The following is an 18,143-nucleotide window of genomic DNA, read 5'->3' as shown; positions in this document are numbered from 1 at the left end:
TTACACCTGTTCTATTTCCCCGGTGTTGAGGTACCACAAATAACCGCTTACATTTTTAATACCTGATTGAGTCAACACTTTTGCATACTCTTTAACCTGGTAAATGTATTTCTGGTGTTTTTCACCAGTTTTGTAGTCAACCACAATTGCCTCGTCGCCGGAAAACATAATGCGGTCGGGGCGTAAAAGTTTGTCAGAGGAGAGCAGGTCTCTTTCGTTTAGTACCTGATAACTGCCATCGAACCAGCTTTTCACTTCGGGTAGTTCAAGGTTTTGCTGCAGGCTTTCGCTAATTTCATTGAATTCTTCTTTCGACAACTTTCCATCGTGCAAAGCCTGTAAACATGCAGCTTCCGCATCGTCGGCAACAACAATTTTTGCCAGAATATCGTGAATGATCTTTCCTGTATTCTTTTCCGAATGATGTTCTTTATTTTCGATCAGAAAATCATCACTGTTCAAGCGCAGACTTATCTTATCCGAAATATCATTAAAACAGTATTTCTCGAGAAAAACAGAACTCTCTTCGTCTTTGTCGGATGCATCAATTGTGATGTTTCCAAATTCAAATTGGTTTTGCTCCTCATTCATACAATCGCTGAAATTGTCCTGATAACACTGATTGATCAATGCTTTGTGCAAGAGGTAATGAATTGGTTTGCCCGAACCGGAATTGTTTCGACTCTCTTTTGGTTCGGGGCAGTTGGCCATCAACACCGACTCGGCACGTGTGAATGCCACGTAAATCAGGTTCAGTGTATCGATGTAATAATTCATCTTTTCCTGGTAATAAACAGGAGCAAATTCGGATAATTCCATTTGTTTTCCGGCCTGGATAGGCAGCAGCGGAAATTTGTTGAAAGGTTCGGAAAGCGGTTTACACCATAACAATGGCGAGGTATTTCCACTCCAGCTTGTTTTCCAGTCGAGATAGGGGAGCAGCACTGCTTTAAATTCCAATCCTTTCGATTTATGCACTGTCATTAAACGGATGGAGTTGAGCTCTTCGTTAACATTAACCGAAGTGTTGCTGCCTTTTTCGTTCCACCAGTAAATCAGATTCGACAAATCGTTCGACAAAGAGCTTTTTAACTCGCCGGCTTTATCGATAAGTGTTTGCAGAAACGGAAGCTCCGATTTGAAATTGAACAGACCAAAAAGTGAACAAATATGTGTGATCGTTTCATCAAGCGATGTGAGCAGCACTTTATGTTTTACCTGCTCCAGTTTCTCGTGTAACTCAGCGTGAAACTCTTCATCAAAACCGGGTTGAAGGTTCCAGTCGGAGTAATCGTTAAAATCGAGCAGACTTTGTCCGTTATTCGATTGAACAGAGATGCCCATCGTTTTTAACCCTGGTTTTAGCCAGCTTTGCCACAAGTTTAATAAGGTGGCTTGTGTTATCTTATTCTCCGGATCGATCAGCAGTTCGATGGTGTTAATCACAAACAACACTGCTTTTGATGCGAAAAGAAAAAGCGATTCGTTTGATAGAACTGACAGGTTGTATTTCTTATTTTCGGGAAGTTTGGCCGCTGCCAAAAAGGCTTCAATGATGGGGCCGCCTTCTTTGTTTTTACGAATTAATATTGCAATATCTTTTGCTTTTATTCCTTCGTCCTGTAAATGTTTTACCTGTTCAACCAAGCGCTCAGTTGAAGTTTCTTCAAAGTCATCTTCGGGTAGAAAATTTACCTGAACAAACCCACTCGGTTCTTTCGAAGTTTTTCCCGGATCTTGTTTATACGACGAATAAATGTGATCGAATTTCTGAATATAAGCTTCGTTATCTGTGAGGTTGCCAATCAGGTAATTTTCAAAAGCTGATTTTAATTCGCCAAATATTGCATTGTTAAAGGCAATGATATTTTCGTCGCTTCGCCAGTTTTTCTCCAAGGTAAAATCCTGTTTTTGTGCGGGAGAAAACTCAGCATCCAGCTGCTCGGCCAAAATACTCCAGTCGCTGTTTCGCCAACGGTAAATCGATTGTTTTACATCTCCAACAATTAGGTTGGCGTTGCCTTCAGCCAGTGAGTTGTCAAGCAATGGTTTGAAGTTTCTCCATTGTAATCCCGATGTATCCTGAAACTCATCGAGCATAAAATGTTTGTAGTAGTTGCCGATTTTCTCGTATACAAAGGGCGAATCGCTTTGCCCGATAATTTTGCTTAGCAAGAGATTGGAATCCGAAAGCTGAAGTGCCCCTTTTTCCTGCTGAATGGCTGCAATTTCCTCTTTCAGGTCGCTGAGAATACCCAGCATGCGTAATTGGCGGAGTACTGCTTGCGCCGTATTGTATTGTGTTGAATTCGATTCGTAAAAATCAATGAGCGCTGACAGGGCTGGTCGTAATTTGTTTTCCACCAGATTGTATAATTCGGCAGCTTGTTTGTGTTTGGCTGCGTACCATTTTTCGGTGTTTTCGCTTGCTGTTAAAACCCGCGCACCGGGTTCTTTTATTTCTCCGTTGGCCACTGCCTGAATATAACCGGCCACACCCGATTTTTTGTATGAGAAATCATCAACAGAAAAACCATTTACGGCAATGTCGGTAAAAATGGCTTGTGCTTTTTCTTTTAAGCCTTTTTCGTAGCTCCTGATTATTTGGCGCAGCTCTTTTCCAAAATCATTCAGGTTTTGACGGTTGTAAACCGATTCTCCTTCATCAGGAAAAAACACTTGAAACGATTCTTTAAAAAGCTCTTTTCCAAGGTTTTTTATATCGTCGTCGATACGTTGACTGCGGTTGGCTTCAATCTTTTCTTTACTGAAATCGCGCAGCCACTGTAGCAGGTTTTTGTCTTCATTAATACGGGCAAGTAGCCTGTCGGCAGCTTCCTGTAACAGAATATCGTTGTCGAGTTCAACCGTAAAATTTGGCGAAATTCCGAGTTCACGGTTAAAAGCTTTTATCACTTTCTGGGTAAACGAATCGATGGTATTTATTGAGAAACGGTTATAATCGTGCAGAATATTTTTCAGCACTTCTTTGGCGCGCTGACGGATAAACTGTTCGGTGTATTTGTTGCCTTCTTGTAATGGTTTAATGTAGGCAGAATCTTTTTCGGTAGCCAGCAGGTGAAGCTGCTCCAAAATCCTGCTTTTCATTTCGTTTGTAGCTTTATTCGTAAAAGTTACCGCCAGAATGTGTTTGTAGTTGTAGGGATTGTTCAGGATAATTTTCAGGTATTCAACAACCAGCTGAAAGGTTTTTCCCGATCCGGCAGAAGCTTTGTAAACTGTAAGCATGAAAGTGATCTGAGTTTAAAGTTCAGTTTTTAAAGATAAGCTTTTGTGTGGAGGTGGCAAGATTAAAATCCCATCGGATTATGCCCGTTTTGCTGAATGTTGATGCTGGTTTCGATTTTGAATTTTTTCGAAACCTTGTACTGGAAAAACATGGTTGATCCATAAGCATCAAAATAACTGGAATTCTGGTTGGGAAGCGGTGCCGAAAGTGCCGAGTTCGCTCCATAACTGAAACCTCCAACCACAAATTTATCACCCAGTTTATAGGCTGCTGAACTTAACATTTCAGCATTATAAAAAGGAGTGGTAATCATTCCATCTCCGTTAAATGAAAATCCGGAAGTAAGTATATTATTCGGGTTCAAAGAAAGATGCAAAGTATATCGGTTGCGATAGGCCTCATAGAAATCCAAATCGGGTAATTCCAGGTCACTCAAAAGTAAGTCATTAGCAACTCCTCCGTTTATAAAATTATAATACTCGAGCTGACGTTGTTGTATTACTTCGGTGGAATCAACTTCACCAAAATCCATTTGAAGTCCTTGCTGCGCAATGGATTGAACAGCAAAGAGCAACAGGAATATGATGAAAAATGATCGCATAAATACATTTTAATTGCAATACAAAATTACCACATTTTGCAGGGGGATCAAAAAAGTTGGGTTAAAAAGCGTTAACCGTAAATCAGTTGGTGACGTTCTTTAATATCCTTGTAAAGATCGTCGCTGATTTTATAAAGTGGCGAACGCAATATGTTTTCTATTGTACCCTGAATGTTCATTAACGCTTTAATTCCACCCGGATTACCTTCGCGGAATAAGAGCTGGAACATTTCAATCAGTTCGAAATGTATTTCACGGGCACTGTGGAAATCGTTGGCCATTGCCAGGTGCATTAACTTACTAATTTTTTCAGGATAAGCGTTTGCAGCAACCGATATCACTCCTTGCCCGCCAATAGCAGCAATGGTAATTGCTAACAAGTCGTCGCCCGAAATAACTGTAAAATCATCAGAGGTGTATTTCCCGATTTTTGTCATTTGCGAGTGTTCACCCGACGCTTCTTTAATGGCAACAATTTTATCTGAAGCTTCAGCCAAACGTCCAACTGTAGTTGCATCAAGGTTTACACCAGTACGAGATGGAACATTGTAAAGAATAACCGGTACAGGGCTTGCTTTTGCAATTTCAAGGTAGTGGCGGTACATACCTTCCTGCGATGGTTTATTGTAGTATGGAGTCACGACTAAAATTCCGTCGATACCTTCAAAATTGAAATTATCGATCTGGTTGCACATGGTACGGGTATCGTTACCTCCCATTCCAACAACAACAGGTAAACCATTGGCTTTCTCCTTTACCAGTTCAACCACATGTGCCTTTTCATCGGTGGTTAATGTAGCTGTTTCTGCTGTTGTACCCAGGGCCACAAGATAGTCCATACCACCTTTAACCTGGTTTTCGATAATGGTTTCAAGTGCTTTGTAATCAACCTGATCGTTTGTTGTAAACGGAGTTATTAAGGCTACTCCCGCGCCTGTAAAATATCGACTCATTAATCCGTACTGTTGTTTAGCTGCGCAAGATAGAAAATTTGTTGCTTGGCTAGAAACATTGCATCCTTATTTTGGTCAATCTTAATATTCAGATCGAAGTAGGATTGATCAGATTCAGAGCTGCCAATTTTAAATTTGGCCTTCGATAAAGCGGTGATATAGTCAACTGCATAGTTTTTTTCGGCTGCCAGACAAATTAAAAGATCAAGTTGCATATCAATAAAATCACCAACTTTTTCGGGCTTAGGAATTCCCCACCAATTCAGGTCGTTAACGGTTAAAGAATTGGCTTCGGCAGCCGGATTTGAATCGCTGTCGAAAATACAGTAGTCGCGAAAAATAGCCCCGTGTTGGTTAAAATATTCACGCAAATATTGTGTGGCAGGTTTTTCCGATGGTTGCCAGATGACCCCAACTTTCGAATGTAAAGCAAGGTTTGGAATAACCGGTGTGCGTTGCTGTGCTGCTACCAGTTTTTGGAGTTTGCGAGCGGCATATTTTTCTTTAAATCCCATGCTTTACTTTCTTATTTATTCTTGTTCTTTTTGGGTTTACAAGTCTTGCAAAAATCGCCAAGTCGTTCCAGTTCTTCCAACGACCAGTCCATCCACTTGTCGATTTCCGAATCGAGTGTGCCGTTAAAAGTCTCATTTTCCACTTGCGATAGAAGCTTGGCATGTTCGGCATATGCTTGCTGGTGCAATTTCGAAGGCCCTTTTGTTAGCAGAGTTTTACGCTCCTCAAAAAACTTTTTTCTGATATTTCGTGCCTGAATTTCGTACAGGTTAAAAACCAGGTTCTGGTATTTAAGCAGTCGTGCAGTTCCTTCTTCGGTTCCTTCGTCGAGGTACGAAGCATCTTTTTGAAAATAACACGATACGTTTTCGTTCAGGTTTCGTGTCATTACCAAATTCAGACCGCCCATTTCATATTCCACATAATAACTTCCCGAGGCCGTTTGCATTTGTCCGCTGTTGGGCGCCTCCGCCTGAAAATCGTCTTTTGTAAGTTTGTAATCAGCCGACCACTCAATTATATTTTGAGCACTGGCAACAACTGATAAAAGGAATGATATTGTTAAAAGAAAAATTGTTTTTGTCATCGTAAAACCGGCGTATTTAGCTTCAAATGTAATTTTTTGATTGATAAAAAAGGATAACTACTCGATCATTTTTAGGAAATCGTCTTCGGTTATCATCGGAATACCAAGCTTTTCAACTTTCTGAAGTTTGCTCGGACCAACATTGCTTCCGGCGAGCATATAACTGGTTTTTTTCGAAATCGATCCCACATTTTTACCTCCATTTTGTTCAATCAGTTTTTTCAGTTCATCGCGCGAATGCTGCTCGAAAGTACCGGAAATAACGATGCTCAAACCTTCCAGTTTATTGGTTTGCCCTTCCAGTTGATCTTCGCTAATGGCAAACTGAAGTCCGTATTCTTTCAAGTGCTGAATAAACTGCAGATGTTCATCTTTCGAAAACCATTCCACTACACTTTCTGCAATACGGTCGCCAATCTCATCAATTTCAACCAGCTGTTCTTTTGTCTGTGCCTGAATATTTTCGATGGTGTGTAACTTTTTTACCAGCGTTTTGGCTACTGTTTCACCCACAAAACGAATTCCCAGCGAAAAAAGTACCCGCTCGAACGGAACTTGTTTTGATGCTTCCAATCCATCAAGAATTCGCTGCGCAGATTTATCCGCCATTCGTTCCAGGTTCAGTAGCTGATCCTTTGTTAACTCGTAGAGTTGCGTAACGTTTTTTGCAAGCCCTTCATTATAAAGTAATTCAATCGTTTCCTGCCCAATACCATCAATGTCCATTGCTTTACGGCCTACAAAATGCTCCATTTTGCCTTTTATTTGTGGCGGACAAGCATCTTCATTCGGACAATAATGGGCAGCTTCACCTTCTTTTCTGATTAGTGTTGTTCCACACTCCGGGCACGATTCAATAAACTCAACGCGCTGAAACATCGGATGTCGTTTGGCCGAATCAACACCGGTAATTTTAGGAATGATCTCGCCACCTTTTTCCACAAAAACTGTGTCATCGATGTGCAAATCCAGGTTGCTGATAATATCTGCATTATGCAGCGAGGCGCGTTTAACAATGGTTCCGGCAATAAGAACGGGCTCGAGATTGGCAACCGGAGTAACGGCTCCTGTTCGGCCAACCTGGTACGAAACCGATTTTAAAATGGTCGCAACACTTTCGGCTTTGAATTTATAAGCAATGGCCCAGCGTGGCGATTTGGCTGTAAAACCAAGGTTGTTCTGCAGTTTGCGTGAGTTTACTTTTATCACAATTCCGTCGGTGGCTACCGGCAGGTTAAAACGTTCGGTATCCCATTTCTCGATGAATGAGAAAACTTCATCAATGTTCTTGCACAGTTGTGTATGCTCCGAAATTTTAAAGCCCCATTCACGCGCTTTTTGCAGACTTTCGTAATGACCGTCTTCCGGTAAGTTTTCGCCAAGAACGTAATACAAGTACGCGTCTAGTTTTCGAGAGGCAACTATCGAAGAATTTTTCATTTTTAAAGTTCCTGCAGCTGTATTTCGTGGATTGGCCAATAATGGTTCACCGGCTTTTTCCAACTCTGCATTTAGTTTGTTGAATACCTCAAATGGCATTAAAATCTCACCGCGAATCTCAAAACTCTCCGGATAATCGTTTCCGCGCAATTTTAAAGGTACCGATTGAATGGTGCGTACGTTGGCTGTTACATCGTCGCCTTTCACACCATCGCCACGTGTAACTGCTCGCACCAGTTCGCCATTTTCGTAGGTCAGGCTAATTGATGAGCCATCAAATTTCAACTCACATACATACTCAAAATCATCGGTACCAATAATTTTCTGAATACGGCTGTCGAAATCCTCAAGCTCTTCTTTAGAGTAAGCATTCGACAAGGAAAGCATATTGTACTTATGTGTAACCTGCTGGAAATCCGAACTTAAATCGCTGCCTACACGTTGCGTGGGAGAGTTCGGATCGTTAATGTCGTATTGTTTTTCAAGGCGCTCCAACTCTTTCAATTTCATATCAAAATCAAAATCGCTGATAGATGGTTGCGCCAGTACGTAGTATTTATAGTTGTGTTCGGCCAGTTCGGCCTGCAAATCCTTAATCCGTTGTAAATCCTGTTCGCTGCTCATTTGTGCACTAATTCTTAATATTTCAAGATGATTTTTCAAAGATAATTTGTTGGGCGAAAAGAGCATAAATTTTCAGCTACCATTTTCAATTACCCCCTAAATCCCCTAAAAGGGACTTGGTAGTACCCCCCTTTAGGGGGTGGGGGTAAAACAAAGGTGATGATTAAACAATTTCAGGGGTATATTCTTTATGTAGTAAAAAGAGATAGAATTATGGCATTTACACTCGAAGTAGGAAAACAGGCAATTGATTTTGATCTTCCGGCTACTGACGGGAACACGTATTCATTAGAAAGTTTTAAGGACTCGAAATACCTGGTGGTCTTTTTTACCTGTAACCACTGCCCCTATGTGATCAATAGCGACGAAGTAACCCGAAAAACTGCTGAAAGGTTTAAGCCGCTTGGTGTTGAGTTTGTCGGAATAAACTCAAACAGCAAACATACTTATGAAGAGGATGATTTCGATCACATGGTGGAACGAATGAAGGAACACCAGTTTCCATGGAAATATTTGTACGATGAGTCGCAGGAAATTGCTTTGGCTTACGGAGCACTCAGAACACCACATTTTTACGTATTTAACGAAACTCGCGAGCTTGTTTACACCGGAAGGGGAGTTGACAGTCCGCGAGACGCCTCAAAAATAACGGTGAACGATTTGGCTAATGCTCTTGAAGAATTGAAAAGCGGAAAAGCCATTTCAGTCCCGGTTACCAACCCGATTGGCTGCAACGTAAAATGGGAAGGCAAGCACAAACACTGGATGCCAGCCGATGCCTGTGATTTGGTATGGTAAGCTGAGTAGCGAGCTTCGAGACGCGAGTTACAAGTTTTCAGTCACGGTTCTCACAGTCTCAGTGCTCAATCTAATTCAATCTAAAAATCAATCTACATCAATCTTTCTTTTCCCTTGTTAATAACTCCCTTTTTCTTCGCGAGTCATTCCTTGTATATTTGCAGCACTTATGATTGTTTGTATTGCAGAGAAACCAAGTGTTGCCAAAGAAATTGCCAGTGTAATTGGGGCAGGTTCGCGTAAAGATGGTTACTACGAAGGCAATGGTTACCAGGTAACCTGGACCTTTGGCCATTTTTGTACGCTGTGGCCGCCCGAGGATTATAACGCCCAATGGAAACGCTGGGATCTGCAAACGCTTCCCATGTTACCCGAACGTTTTGAAACCAAGGTAATGACAGGCGACGGTGGAGTAACCAAACAATTCAATACCATTAAAAACTTACTCGATAAAGCGGAACAGGTTATTAACTGCGGTGATGCCGGCCAGGAAGGAGAGCTCATTCAGCGATGGGTAATGAAAGAGGCTGGTTACAAAGGAGAGGTAAAACGTTTGTGGATTTCGTCGCTGACGAATGAGGCTATTAAAAACGGTTTTCAAAAGTTACAACCCGCCACCGATTTTGATCATTTGTATTACGCCGGAAGTTCGCGCGCCATTGGCGACTGGCTGTTGGGAATGAACGCCACGCGTTTGTACACGCTGAAATATGGTGGTTACAAACAGGTTTTGTCTATCGGGCGGGTGCAAACACCAACGCTGGCAATGCTGGTAACCCGTCATTACGAAATCACGAATTTTAAACCGCAACCATACTGGGAATTACAAACTGTGTATCGTGATACGGTTTTTAGCAATACCGAAGGAAAGTTTTTCAGAAAGGAAGACGGGGAGAAGTTGTTGAATCAGGTTTTGGGGAAGGACCTGTACATTACTGAAGTTGAAAAGAAAGATGGACAGGAATATGCGCCTAAACTTTTCGACCTGACCAGTTTACAGGTTTATTGTAATACCCGTTTTGGATTAACCGCCGACGAAACCTTAAAAACCGTGCAGCGTCTGTACGAAATGAAGGTGGTTACCTATCCGCGTGTTGATACCACTTTTTTGCCCAACGATCAGTATCCTAAAATTCCAGGAATTTTAAAGGGCCTAAAAACTTATAGCGATCTTGCTCAGCCTTTGCTGGTAAAGAAAATCCGTAAATCGACAAAAGTTTTTAACGATAAAAAGGTTACCGATCACCATGCCATTATTCCTACTGGCGAAGAGAAGTTGCTGGGCGGTAACGAGAAAAAAGTTTACGATGCCATTGCACGACGTTTTTTAGCTGTTTTTTATCCTGATTGTAAAGTAGCTAAAACGCAGGTAAAAGCGGAAGTGGATACTGTACAATTTGTGGCTACAGGAAAACAAATTTTGCAGCCGGGGTGGCGTGTTGTTTTTCAGGATGAGAATTCGAAAAGCGGTGATGGCGAGAGTATTCTGCCTGCATTCGAAAAAGGAGAGCACGGTCCCCACGAGCCATCGTTTACGGAGAAGGAAACAAAACCGCCACGTTATTACACCGAAGCTTCGTTGTTACGAGCGATGGAAACAGCGGGCAAAAATGTGGATGATGATGAACTGCGCGACCTGATGAAAGCTAACGGTATTGGGCGTCCATCTACACGTGCAGCGATCATTGAAACATTGTTCCGACGTAAATATATCGAGCGGCAGAAAAAGCAGATTCATCCAACAAAAATGGGAATTCAGTTGATTGATACCATTCAAAACGAATTGCTGAAGTCGGCTGAACTAACCGGGCAATGGGAAAAACGACTGCGCGAAATTGAGCAGGGAGAATACAGCGCCTCGAAGTTTATATACGAAATGAAACGTATGGTTTACGATCTGGTAGTCGAAGTGATGCGCGATCGTAGCTCAGTAAAACTGGCCGCTCCGGAACCGGTAAAAAAGGGAAAAGGCAAAAGTAAAAAGGCAAAAGGGCAGAATGCTGATGTTACCGGTAATGCTGAAATGACCTGCCCAAAATGCTCAGAAGGAAAAGTGCTGAAAGGCAAAAATGCTTATGGTTGTAACCGTTGGAAGGAAGGTTGCGATTTTAGGCTGCCATTTGTGTTTATGGAGAAAAAGCTCACCGATAAACAAGTTGAGCGTTTGCTGAAAAAAGGAGCCACTACAAAACTCAAAGGTTTTAAAATGGGGGACAAGAAGGTAGAAGGTATTTTACAGCTTACTTCGGATTGTAATGTGGAGTTTGTGGATAAATCTCCGGCTGAAAAGAAAGCTGCCGATACAACGCCCAAATGCCCAAGATGTGGCGGAACAATTATAAAAGGTAAAACCGCTTACGGTTGCAGTAATTGGAAACAGGGCTGTAAATTTAAATTCACTTTCGATGCCATTCGCGAGAAAGCTGCCGGAAGGGAATTAACCAAAGAATTGGTATTGGAAATTTTGCAAGAAGGAGCGTAGCATGAATATTTTTGAATGTCAGTCTGAGCGAAGTCGAAGACTGCTTTTGTTGCACTTCGACTTCGCTTAGCGTGACCCCCGATCATTAAAAATAAAGCTATAAGCTAAATTTATTTTAAAGATCGCCTTCTTTTAAGAGGTGGTCGAAGTAATTGATTGTTTTAGTCAATCCTTCGCGCAATGGAACTTTAGGCTCCCAACCGTTAAGTTTTTCTTTTGCCAGAGAAATATCCGGTTGACGTTGAGTCGGGTCGTCTTTTGGCAATGGAAGGTGAATAATCTTCGATTTCGATCCGGTAATGTCAATAATCTCACTGGCAAGTTCAAGCATGGTAAATTCGCCCGGATTCCCAATGTTTACAGGGCCAATAAACTCGTCTTCGGTATTCATCATCCTGACCATTCCTTCCAGCAGGTCGCTCACATACTGAAAACTTCTTGTTTGTTGTCCGTCGCCAAAAATAGTAATGTCTTTTCCCTGCAGTGCCTGCACAATAAAGTTCGAAACAACACGCCCGTCGTCAGGCTCCATTTTGGGGCCATAAGTATTAAAAATACGAATGATCTTTATCAAAACGTCGTTCTGTACATGATAATTCACAAACAGCGATTCGGCACAACGTTTTCCTTCATCGTAACAGGAACGCACTCCGATGGGATTGACGTTTCCCCAGTACTCTTCGTTTTGCGGATGAATATCGGGTACACCATAAACTTCGCTGGTTGAGGCCTGCAGGATTTTGGCCTTAATACGTTTGGCCAAACCAAGCATATTTACGGCACCCATCACCGAAGTTTTTATGGTTTTTATGGGATTGTATTGATATTGAATTGGTGACGCCGGACAAGCCAGGTTGTAGATTTCGTCCACCTCGATGTAAAAAGGCTGTGTAATATCGTGCCTTACCAGCTCGAAGTAAGGATTGTCAAGCAAATGAATAATCTTTTGCTTCTTGCCGGTAAAATAATTGTCGAGGCAAATTACTTCGTTGCCATCGTTTAACAGCCTTTCACAAAGGTGAGATCCAACAAATCCTGCTCCTCCGGTTACCAAAATTCGTTTCATACAGTTTATTTTGTTTTTCTACCGATGGCAAAATATTCAAAATCCAGTTCTGCCAGTTCTTCCGGGTCGTAAATGTTTCGTCCGTCGAAAATGATTTTGTTCTTCAACAATTTCTCCATCACACGGAAATTCGGCAGCCTGAATTCAGACCACTCAGTAACAAGAATCAACGCATCTGCATCAATTAATGCATCGTATTCATCTTTGGCATACGAGATTTTATCGTCCAAAATACGTTCGGCTTCGTGCATTGCAACCGGGTCGTAACCAACAACAGTCGCGCCGGCTTCCAGTAATTTTTCGATGATAACCAAAGCAGGAGCTTCGCGCATATCGTCGGTTTTTGGTTTGAAAGCCAGTCCCCACATTGCGAATTTTTTGCCTTTCAGGTCGCCATCGAAACGTTTGTATAACTTGTTGAATAATACCTCTTTTTGACGATAATTAACCTTCTCAACGGCTTTTAAAACATCAAGCGAATAGTTAAACTCATCGGCTGTGCGAATTAAAGCCTGCACGTCTTTTGGAAAACATGAGCCTCCGTAACCTGTTCCCGGGTAAATAAATTTGTTACCAATACGCGGATCGGAACCAATTCCGCGACGAACGTTGTCAACATCGGCACCAACAAGTTCGCAGAGGTTGGCAATGTCGTTTATAAAACTAATTTTTGTAGCCAGCATCGAGTTGGCTGCATATTTTGTCATTTCCGACGAAGTGATATCCATAAATAAAATCGGATGTCCGTTCAGTACGAAAGGCTTGTACAAACGCTGCATCACTTTTTGTGCGCGTTTCGATTCGGTTCCGATTACAATACGGTCGGGTTTCAGGAAATCGTTTACCGCACTTCCTTCTTTCAGGAATTCAGGATTTGAAGCCACATCAAAAGGAATATCCGCACCTCGTTTTTCCAGCTCCTCTAAAATCGCCTGTTTAACTTTTACAGATGTACCTACCGGAACCGTACTTTTTGTAACCACAACCAGGTAGTGATCCATATTTTTACCAATCTCACGAGCTACGCCCAAAACGTATTTCAGGTCGGCACTGCCGTCTTCATCAGGTGGTGTGCCAACGGCAATAAACACTGCCTCTGCCTCTTTTATACTGGAACCAAGATCGGTTGTAAACTCCAAACGACCTTTTTCAACATTCTTCTTGTAAATGTCTTCCAGTCCAGGTTCGTAAATTGGGATGATCCCGTTATTTAGTTTTTCAATTTTCTTTTCATCAATGTCAACACAGGCAACATTAACACCGGTTTCTGCAATACATGTTCCTGAAACCAATCCTACATAACCTGTTCCTACTACCGAAATCTTCATAGCTGATTTATTTTTTTGAAATAGATTTATTTAAGCGTGTCAATAAAAATAATGAGTTCGTCATTATCGGGCATAATTTTATGCGTTACAACTGTTTTTTGCAAAACGGGAATAAAGATAATTGAATTCCTCAGAAACAATCAATGATAATAATTAGATCTTCCTGTCAATCTGTTTTTTCTATTTTTAAAATATTGCTGAATAACGATGGTGTGAACAGCGATAAATAATTGTAGATGAATAAAAACCAGAAGTCAATAAAATATTGAACTTTTGATAACAATTGACGTTACTTTAGTAAATTTGATAAAAATCAACTGGCTACATTGAAATACCTAATTTCTATCATATTAGTCTGTTCCATCTTTACTTTTCAGTTTTCAGAACTGCTGGTTTTGGCATCGTTCAAAATCAATCAGGATTTTTTTGCAAAAAACCTTTGTGTTGAAAAGGATGTGGAGGGCTCAACTTGTAAAGGTTGTTGCCAGTTGAAAAAGAGAATGAATGAGCAGGAGGAGCAGAAAAAGGATTTGCCACCACCACAGAATGAAAAACAGAACATTGATCTGTGTGTTCAGCAGTCAGAGTTTTGTTGTGTGCTCTATCCGAAAATAGATGACATTAACACTAATTTTCCAGACAAATATTCTTATCTAACCGCTTTAAAAGTCTTTCATCCACCAACTTTAGTTGTTTGATTTTTATTCCCCAAACCTCGTATTTAATTAACAGCTAATCATTTTGGAATGAGAAAGATCTTTTACAATTCCGGAATTCGAATAATGTTTTTGCTGGTGTTCATTTTGCTGGTTCACTATTCTTATTCACAGGAAAAAACAATAAAAATTATAGATGAAAAGACCGAGTTAGGAATTCCTGATGTTCATTATCACTACGGAGAGGCGAGTGGCTTCTCTGATAATAACGGGAATATTCTATTGCAACTCACTGATGATACAGAGTTATTTTTGTCGCATCTGCAGTACGGAAAAATTGCTTTTAGTTCAGATGAGGTGAAGAACCTTGCTAACGAAGGTGTTATCACCCTTGCTCAATCGTCGACATATTTACCGGCCGCACTGGTTTTAGTGCATCCAGCTGCCGGGAATAATAAAACAATGGAGTTTTCGGTGCAACATAAACTGGCGCACGATGCCGGAAATCTGTTGGAATCAGTTCCGTCAATTTCCACTATTCGCAAGAGTGGAGCTTATGGTTTCGACCCGGTACTCCGAGGTTTTAAATACGATCAGATCAACCTTGTTTTGGATGGAAGTCAGACTGCTTCGGCGGCGTGTCCAAACCGAATGGATCCGGCAGCAAGTCAGATTCCGATTAACATGATTGCCGAGGCAGAAGTGCTAAAAGGACCACACAGTTTGCGCTACGGAAATGCTTTTGGCGGCACGATTAATTTTAAAAGTTCGACTCCCGATTTTAAAGAAAAAACAAAAGTAGTTGGTCGTTTGGGAACAAGTTATGAGAGCAACGGTAATATTTTCAGAACGGAAGGTGTTGCCGGAGTGGCCGGCCCAAAAGTTGATTTTCGTCTGTTCGGAGCCTATTCAACAGGAGACGATTATACTGATGGAGAAGGAGTGGAAATTGCAGCACGTTTTAATCGTTTGAACTGGGGCGGAAAACTGGGAGTAAAACTCAGCCAAACACAAAATATGGGTGTTCTGGTTTCAAATAACATTGCCAAGGATGTTGATTTTCCGGCATTGCCCATGGATTTACGTGAAGACAATACCTGGTTGGTAAATGCCAGTCATTCGGCGGTATTTTACGATAAAGTGCTTACATCATGGAATACAAGTTTATACGGAACTATGGTAGATCACCTGATGGATAATTACGACAAAGTACTTGATCCGCGAATGGTGGATGCAATTACAGATGCCGAAACCAGAAATTATGGCGGCAGAACAGAATTACGTTTCGATTTTGATAAAAGTTACTTGTATGCCGGTGCCGATTATCGCTTTGAGTCGGCCGACGGATATCGCGAGCGCACAATGTTAATGGGGCCTATGAACGGGAAAGTATTTACTGACAATGTGTGGCAGGATGCGGAAATAAACCGTACCGGAATTTTTGGAGAGTGGCATATTGCGCATCCCGGTTTTCAGTTTGTAATCTCCGGACGTTTGGATATAAATTCTTCCAAAGCAAAAAATCCTGATCCCACATTTGAAGAAATTTATTCCGATTTGGAATCGTCGCAGGTACATCCGTCGGTTAGTGTTGGCGGAACACGGTTATTCAATGAGAATTTTTCACTTGGCTTGTGGATGGGGATGGCCACCCGGAGTCCAGGGATTGCTGAGCGCTACATAAATCAGTTTCCGATAGGACTTGATCCTTATGAGATGTTGGGAAATCCCGATCTGGATCCGGAAAAAAACAATCAGCTCGATTTGGTTTTCCGCTATCAAACGGCAAAAACGCATATCAACGTAAATGTATTTACCTCGGTTTTGCGCGATTATATTTCGTCCGAAATTCGGGAAGATCTGCAACCGGCCATGAGTACTTCGCCGGGCGTGCGTCAGTTTGTGAATATTAAAAAAGCACTGATGACAGGTTTTGAAGCCGGCTGGACACAGCAACTCAGTTCGTTCCTGAGCCATGATTTAAGTGTTGTTTACACCTATGGTAAAAACCAGAAGTTGGATGAGCCGTTACCTGAAATACCGCCCTTGGAAATTAAGTATCGTTTGATGGGCAACTTTACGGGAAGTAAGGTGAAACCCGAAATCTTGTTCCGACATGCCATGAAACAGAATCGAATTGCGGAATCGTACGGCGAAACAAAAACGCCGGCATTTAGTGTAGTTGATGCGAAACTATCGTGGTTAATTAATTCTGTTTTTACCATGACCGGCGGTGTTCAGAATTTATTTGATGAAGCTTATTATGAACATCTTTCCCGGTCGGTGCGAGGTGCGGAGAGCAGACCGATTTATTCGCCCGGAAGAAGTTTTTATGCGACATTGACCATTAGCTTTTTGTAACAGGTTCACTGATTCTCAAATAAAACGAAAGTGGTTGTCTTTTTTTAGGTAACCACTTTTTATATGATGTTAAATCTGGTTGAAGATTTAAAAGTAGAATGTAATTGACCAAAAACTTTGTTTATTTTTCCTGTGTTTAAATTCAAAAATCTCTGTACCAATGATACGATCTATTTTCATTCTTTTTGTTTTAACTTGTTCCACAGGTGTATTCGCTCAAGTAAATAAGCAGATAAAAGAAGAGGCTAAAAAGCAAACTACCTATGCACTGGAACTTTGTAAATATTTGCATGAAAATCCGGAGCTATCTTTTCAGGAATTTGAAACATCGGCACGGATGGCCAAAGAATTAAAAGAAATTGGTTTTGAAGTGACAGAGAAGTTTGCCGGAAACAGCGTAGTTGGCATTTATAAAAATGGCGACGGACCAACTGTATTTTTGCGTACCGATATGGATGCTCTGCCGGTGGAAGAAAATACAGACTTCCCGTTTGCCAGTAAAAAAATGGCTGATTTAGATGGGAATCAGGTTTCGGTAATGCATGCTTGTGGGCACGATATCCACATGTCGACATGGACGGGAACTTTAAGAACACTGGTAGCCTTAAAAAATGAATGGAAAGGAACATTAGTGGTTATTGCGCAACAGGCTGAAGAATACAGTGGTGGCGCCGGAGAAGCAATTAATGCCGGACTGTTTTCGAAATTCCCAACACCCGATTATGCACTGGCTTATCATATTAATCCTGAACTGGAGACAGGTACTATCGGTTTGCGCGGTGGCCCTGTTTTTGCCGGTGTAAAAACTGTTGAGATTACCGTTTATGGAAAAGGCGGTCATGGTGCTTATCCGCAAAAATGTATAGATCCGATTGTAATTTCATCGCGGATTGTAAACGATCTGCAAACCATTGTAAGCCGCGAATTAAGTCCTACCGAACCGGCGGTGGTTACTGTTGGTTCAATCCATGGAGGAACACGCCCGAATATTATTCCTGACGAGGTGAAAATGCAACTTACGCTCCGATATTTTTCCGATGAAACCATTCAAAAGGTTATTGCCTCCATAAAACGTATTTCTGAAAATGCAGCCCGTGTAGCGGGCGTTCCGGAAGATAAATTGCCATTTGTGGATGTTTTTGATGTGGAAACGCCTCCGGTTTTAAATGATGACGCTTTGAGTGCAGAAGTAAGTGGGTTTGCAGCAGACATTATTGGAAGGGAAAATATTATTGAAACACAACCCGAAATGGTAGGTGAAGACTTTGGCAAATATGGCCGCACCGAAGAAGACATCCCGATTTGTTTGATCTGGTTGGGAAGCACAAGTCCTGAAGAAATGCAGCGATTAAAAGCTGAAGGAAAAGCGCCATATCCCTTGCATTCGCCACAGTTAAATCCTGATTATGAAAATACCATTAAAACCGGTATCGAAGTGATGACCGGAAATGTAATTGGTTTGATGGAAAAATAAAAAGCCCT

The 18,143-nt window shown here is 41.5% G+C and carries 12 protein-coding genes; 4 read left to right on the top strand and 8 right to left on the bottom strand.

The features are described 5' to 3' along the window. From SLH46_RS12310 to ligA, 6 genes are all read right to left on the bottom strand, one after another. On the bottom strand, window positions 1-3,249 hold the full coding sequence (locus tag SLH46_RS12310; protein ID WP_320281491.1) for a UvrD-helicase domain-containing protein: 3,249 nt from the start codon (window positions 3,247-3,249) through the stop codon (window positions 1-3). A gap of 62 nt (window positions 3,250-3,311) precedes the next feature. Further along, entirely contained in the window at window positions 3,312-3,851 is a 540-nt protein-coding gene (locus SLH46_RS12305) for a hypothetical protein (protein ID WP_320281490.1), read from the bottom strand. A 71-nt stretch (window positions 3,852-3,922) separates the two neighbouring features. After that, window positions 3,923-4,804, bottom strand: coding sequence for a 4-hydroxy-tetrahydrodipicolinate synthase (gene dapA, locus SLH46_RS12300; RefSeq protein WP_320281489.1), 882 nt, complete (start codon window positions 4,802-4,804; stop codon window positions 3,923-3,925). Next, on the bottom strand, window positions 4,804-5,319 hold the full coding sequence (locus SLH46_RS12295) for a DUF6913 domain-containing protein (protein ID WP_320281488.1): 516 nt from the start codon (window positions 5,317-5,319) through the stop codon (window positions 4,804-4,806). The genes dapA and SLH46_RS12295 overlap by 1 nt, the downstream gene beginning before the upstream one ends. 11 nt (window positions 5,320-5,330) lie before the next feature. Next, window positions 5,331-5,906 (bottom strand): hypothetical protein, encoded by a 576-nt coding sequence (locus SLH46_RS12290; protein WP_320281487.1) that lies wholly within the window; start codon window positions 5,904-5,906, stop codon window positions 5,331-5,333. Window positions 5,907-5,963: 57 nt separating this feature from the next. Next, entirely contained in the window at window positions 5,964-8,009 is a 2,046-nt protein-coding gene (ligA, locus tag SLH46_RS12285) for an NAD-dependent DNA ligase LigA (protein WP_320281486.1), read from the bottom strand. A gap of 120 nt (window positions 8,010-8,129) precedes the next feature. On the opposite strand from ligA, the gene SLH46_RS12280 reads away from it, so the two are divergent. Both SLH46_RS12280 and SLH46_RS12275 read left to right on the top strand, forming a co-directional pair. Next, complete coding sequence (locus SLH46_RS12280; RefSeq protein ID WP_320281485.1) at window positions 8,130-8,768, top strand: thioredoxin family protein; 639 nt, start codon at window positions 8,130-8,132, stop codon at window positions 8,766-8,768. A 169-nt stretch (window positions 8,769-8,937) separates the two neighbouring features. Then, window positions 8,938-11,250, top strand: a complete 2,313-nt coding sequence (locus SLH46_RS12275) for a type IA DNA topoisomerase (RefSeq protein WP_320281484.1) — start codon at window positions 8,938-8,940, stop codon at window positions 11,248-11,250. Between the two features lie 115 nt (window positions 11,251-11,365). On the opposite strand, the gene SLH46_RS12270 is transcribed toward SLH46_RS12275, so the two are convergent. Both SLH46_RS12270 and SLH46_RS12265 read right to left on the bottom strand, forming a co-directional pair. Continuing rightward, window positions 11,366-12,316: a UDP-glucuronic acid decarboxylase family protein gene (locus SLH46_RS12270; RefSeq protein ID WP_320281483.1), complete on the bottom strand. Its 951-nt coding sequence runs from the start codon at window positions 12,314-12,316 to the stop codon at window positions 11,366-11,368. Window positions 12,317-12,321: 5 nt separating this feature from the next. Beyond that, on the bottom strand, window positions 12,322-13,644 hold the full coding sequence (locus tag SLH46_RS12265) for a UDP-glucose dehydrogenase family protein (protein WP_320281482.1): 1,323 nt from the start codon (window positions 13,642-13,644) through the stop codon (window positions 12,322-12,324). 746 nt (window positions 13,645-14,390) lie between these two features. On the opposite strand from SLH46_RS12265, the gene SLH46_RS12260 reads away from it, so the two are divergent. Next, window positions 14,391-16,661 carry a TonB-dependent receptor domain-containing protein gene (locus SLH46_RS12260; RefSeq protein ID WP_320281481.1) on the top strand — a complete coding sequence of 757 codons (2,271 nt, stop codon included), beginning with the start codon at window positions 14,391-14,393 and terminating at the stop codon, window positions 16,659-16,661. A gap of 160 nt (window positions 16,662-16,821) precedes the next feature. Continuing rightward, window positions 16,822-18,135, top strand: coding sequence for a M20 metallopeptidase family protein (locus SLH46_RS12255; protein WP_320281480.1), 1,314 nt, complete (start codon window positions 16,822-16,824; stop codon window positions 18,133-18,135). Window positions 18,136-18,143 lie beyond the last annotated feature (8 nt).

It is taken from the genome of Draconibacterium sp. IB214405, assembly GCF_033963885.1.
GTDB lineage: Bacteria > Bacteroidota > Bacteroidia > Bacteroidales > Prolixibacteraceae > Draconibacterium.
This window is presented reverse-complemented; position numbering and strand designations above follow the sequence as displayed.

What these genes read in the sequence shown, in the direction of transcription:
- SLH46_RS12265 (WP_320281482.1), bottom strand. Translation starts at nt 13,644, where the DNA reads ATGAAGATTTCGGTAGTAGGAACAGGTTATGTAGGATTGGTTTCAGGA.
- SLH46_RS12270 (WP_320281483.1), bottom strand. Translation starts at nt 12,316, where the DNA reads ATGAAACGAATTTTGGTAACCGGAGGAGCAGGATTTGTTGGATCTCAC.
- SLH46_RS12290 (WP_320281487.1), bottom strand. Translation starts at nt 5,906, where the DNA reads ATGACAAAAACAATTTTTCTTTTAACAATATCATTCCTTTTATCAGTT.
- dapA (WP_320281489.1), bottom strand. Translation starts at nt 4,804, where the DNA reads ATGAGTCGATATTTTACAGGCGCGGGAGTAGCCTTAATAACTCCGTTT.
- SLH46_RS12305 (WP_320281490.1), bottom strand. Translation starts at nt 3,851, where the DNA reads ATGCGATCATTTTTCATCATATTCCTGTTGCTCTTTGCTGTTCAATCC.
- SLH46_RS12260 (WP_320281481.1), top strand. Translation starts at nt 14,391, where the DNA reads ATGAGAAAGATCTTTTACAATTCCGGAATTCGAATAATGTTTTTGCTG.
- SLH46_RS12310 (WP_320281491.1), bottom strand. Translation starts at nt 3,249, where the DNA reads ATGCTTACAGTTTACAAAGCTTCTGCCGGATCGGGAAAAACCTTTCAG.
- SLH46_RS12255 (WP_320281480.1), top strand. Translation starts at nt 16,822, where the DNA reads ATGATACGATCTATTTTCATTCTTTTTGTTTTAACTTGTTCCACAGGT.
- SLH46_RS12280 (WP_320281485.1), top strand. Translation starts at nt 8,130, where the DNA reads ATGATTAAACAATTTCAGGGGTATATTCTTTATGTAGTAAAAAGAGAT.
- SLH46_RS12275 (WP_320281484.1), top strand. Translation starts at nt 8,938, where the DNA reads ATGATTGTTTGTATTGCAGAGAAACCAAGTGTTGCCAAAGAAATTGCC.
- SLH46_RS12295 (WP_320281488.1), bottom strand. Translation starts at nt 5,319, where the DNA reads ATGGGATTTAAAGAAAAATATGCCGCTCGCAAACTCCAAAAACTGGTA.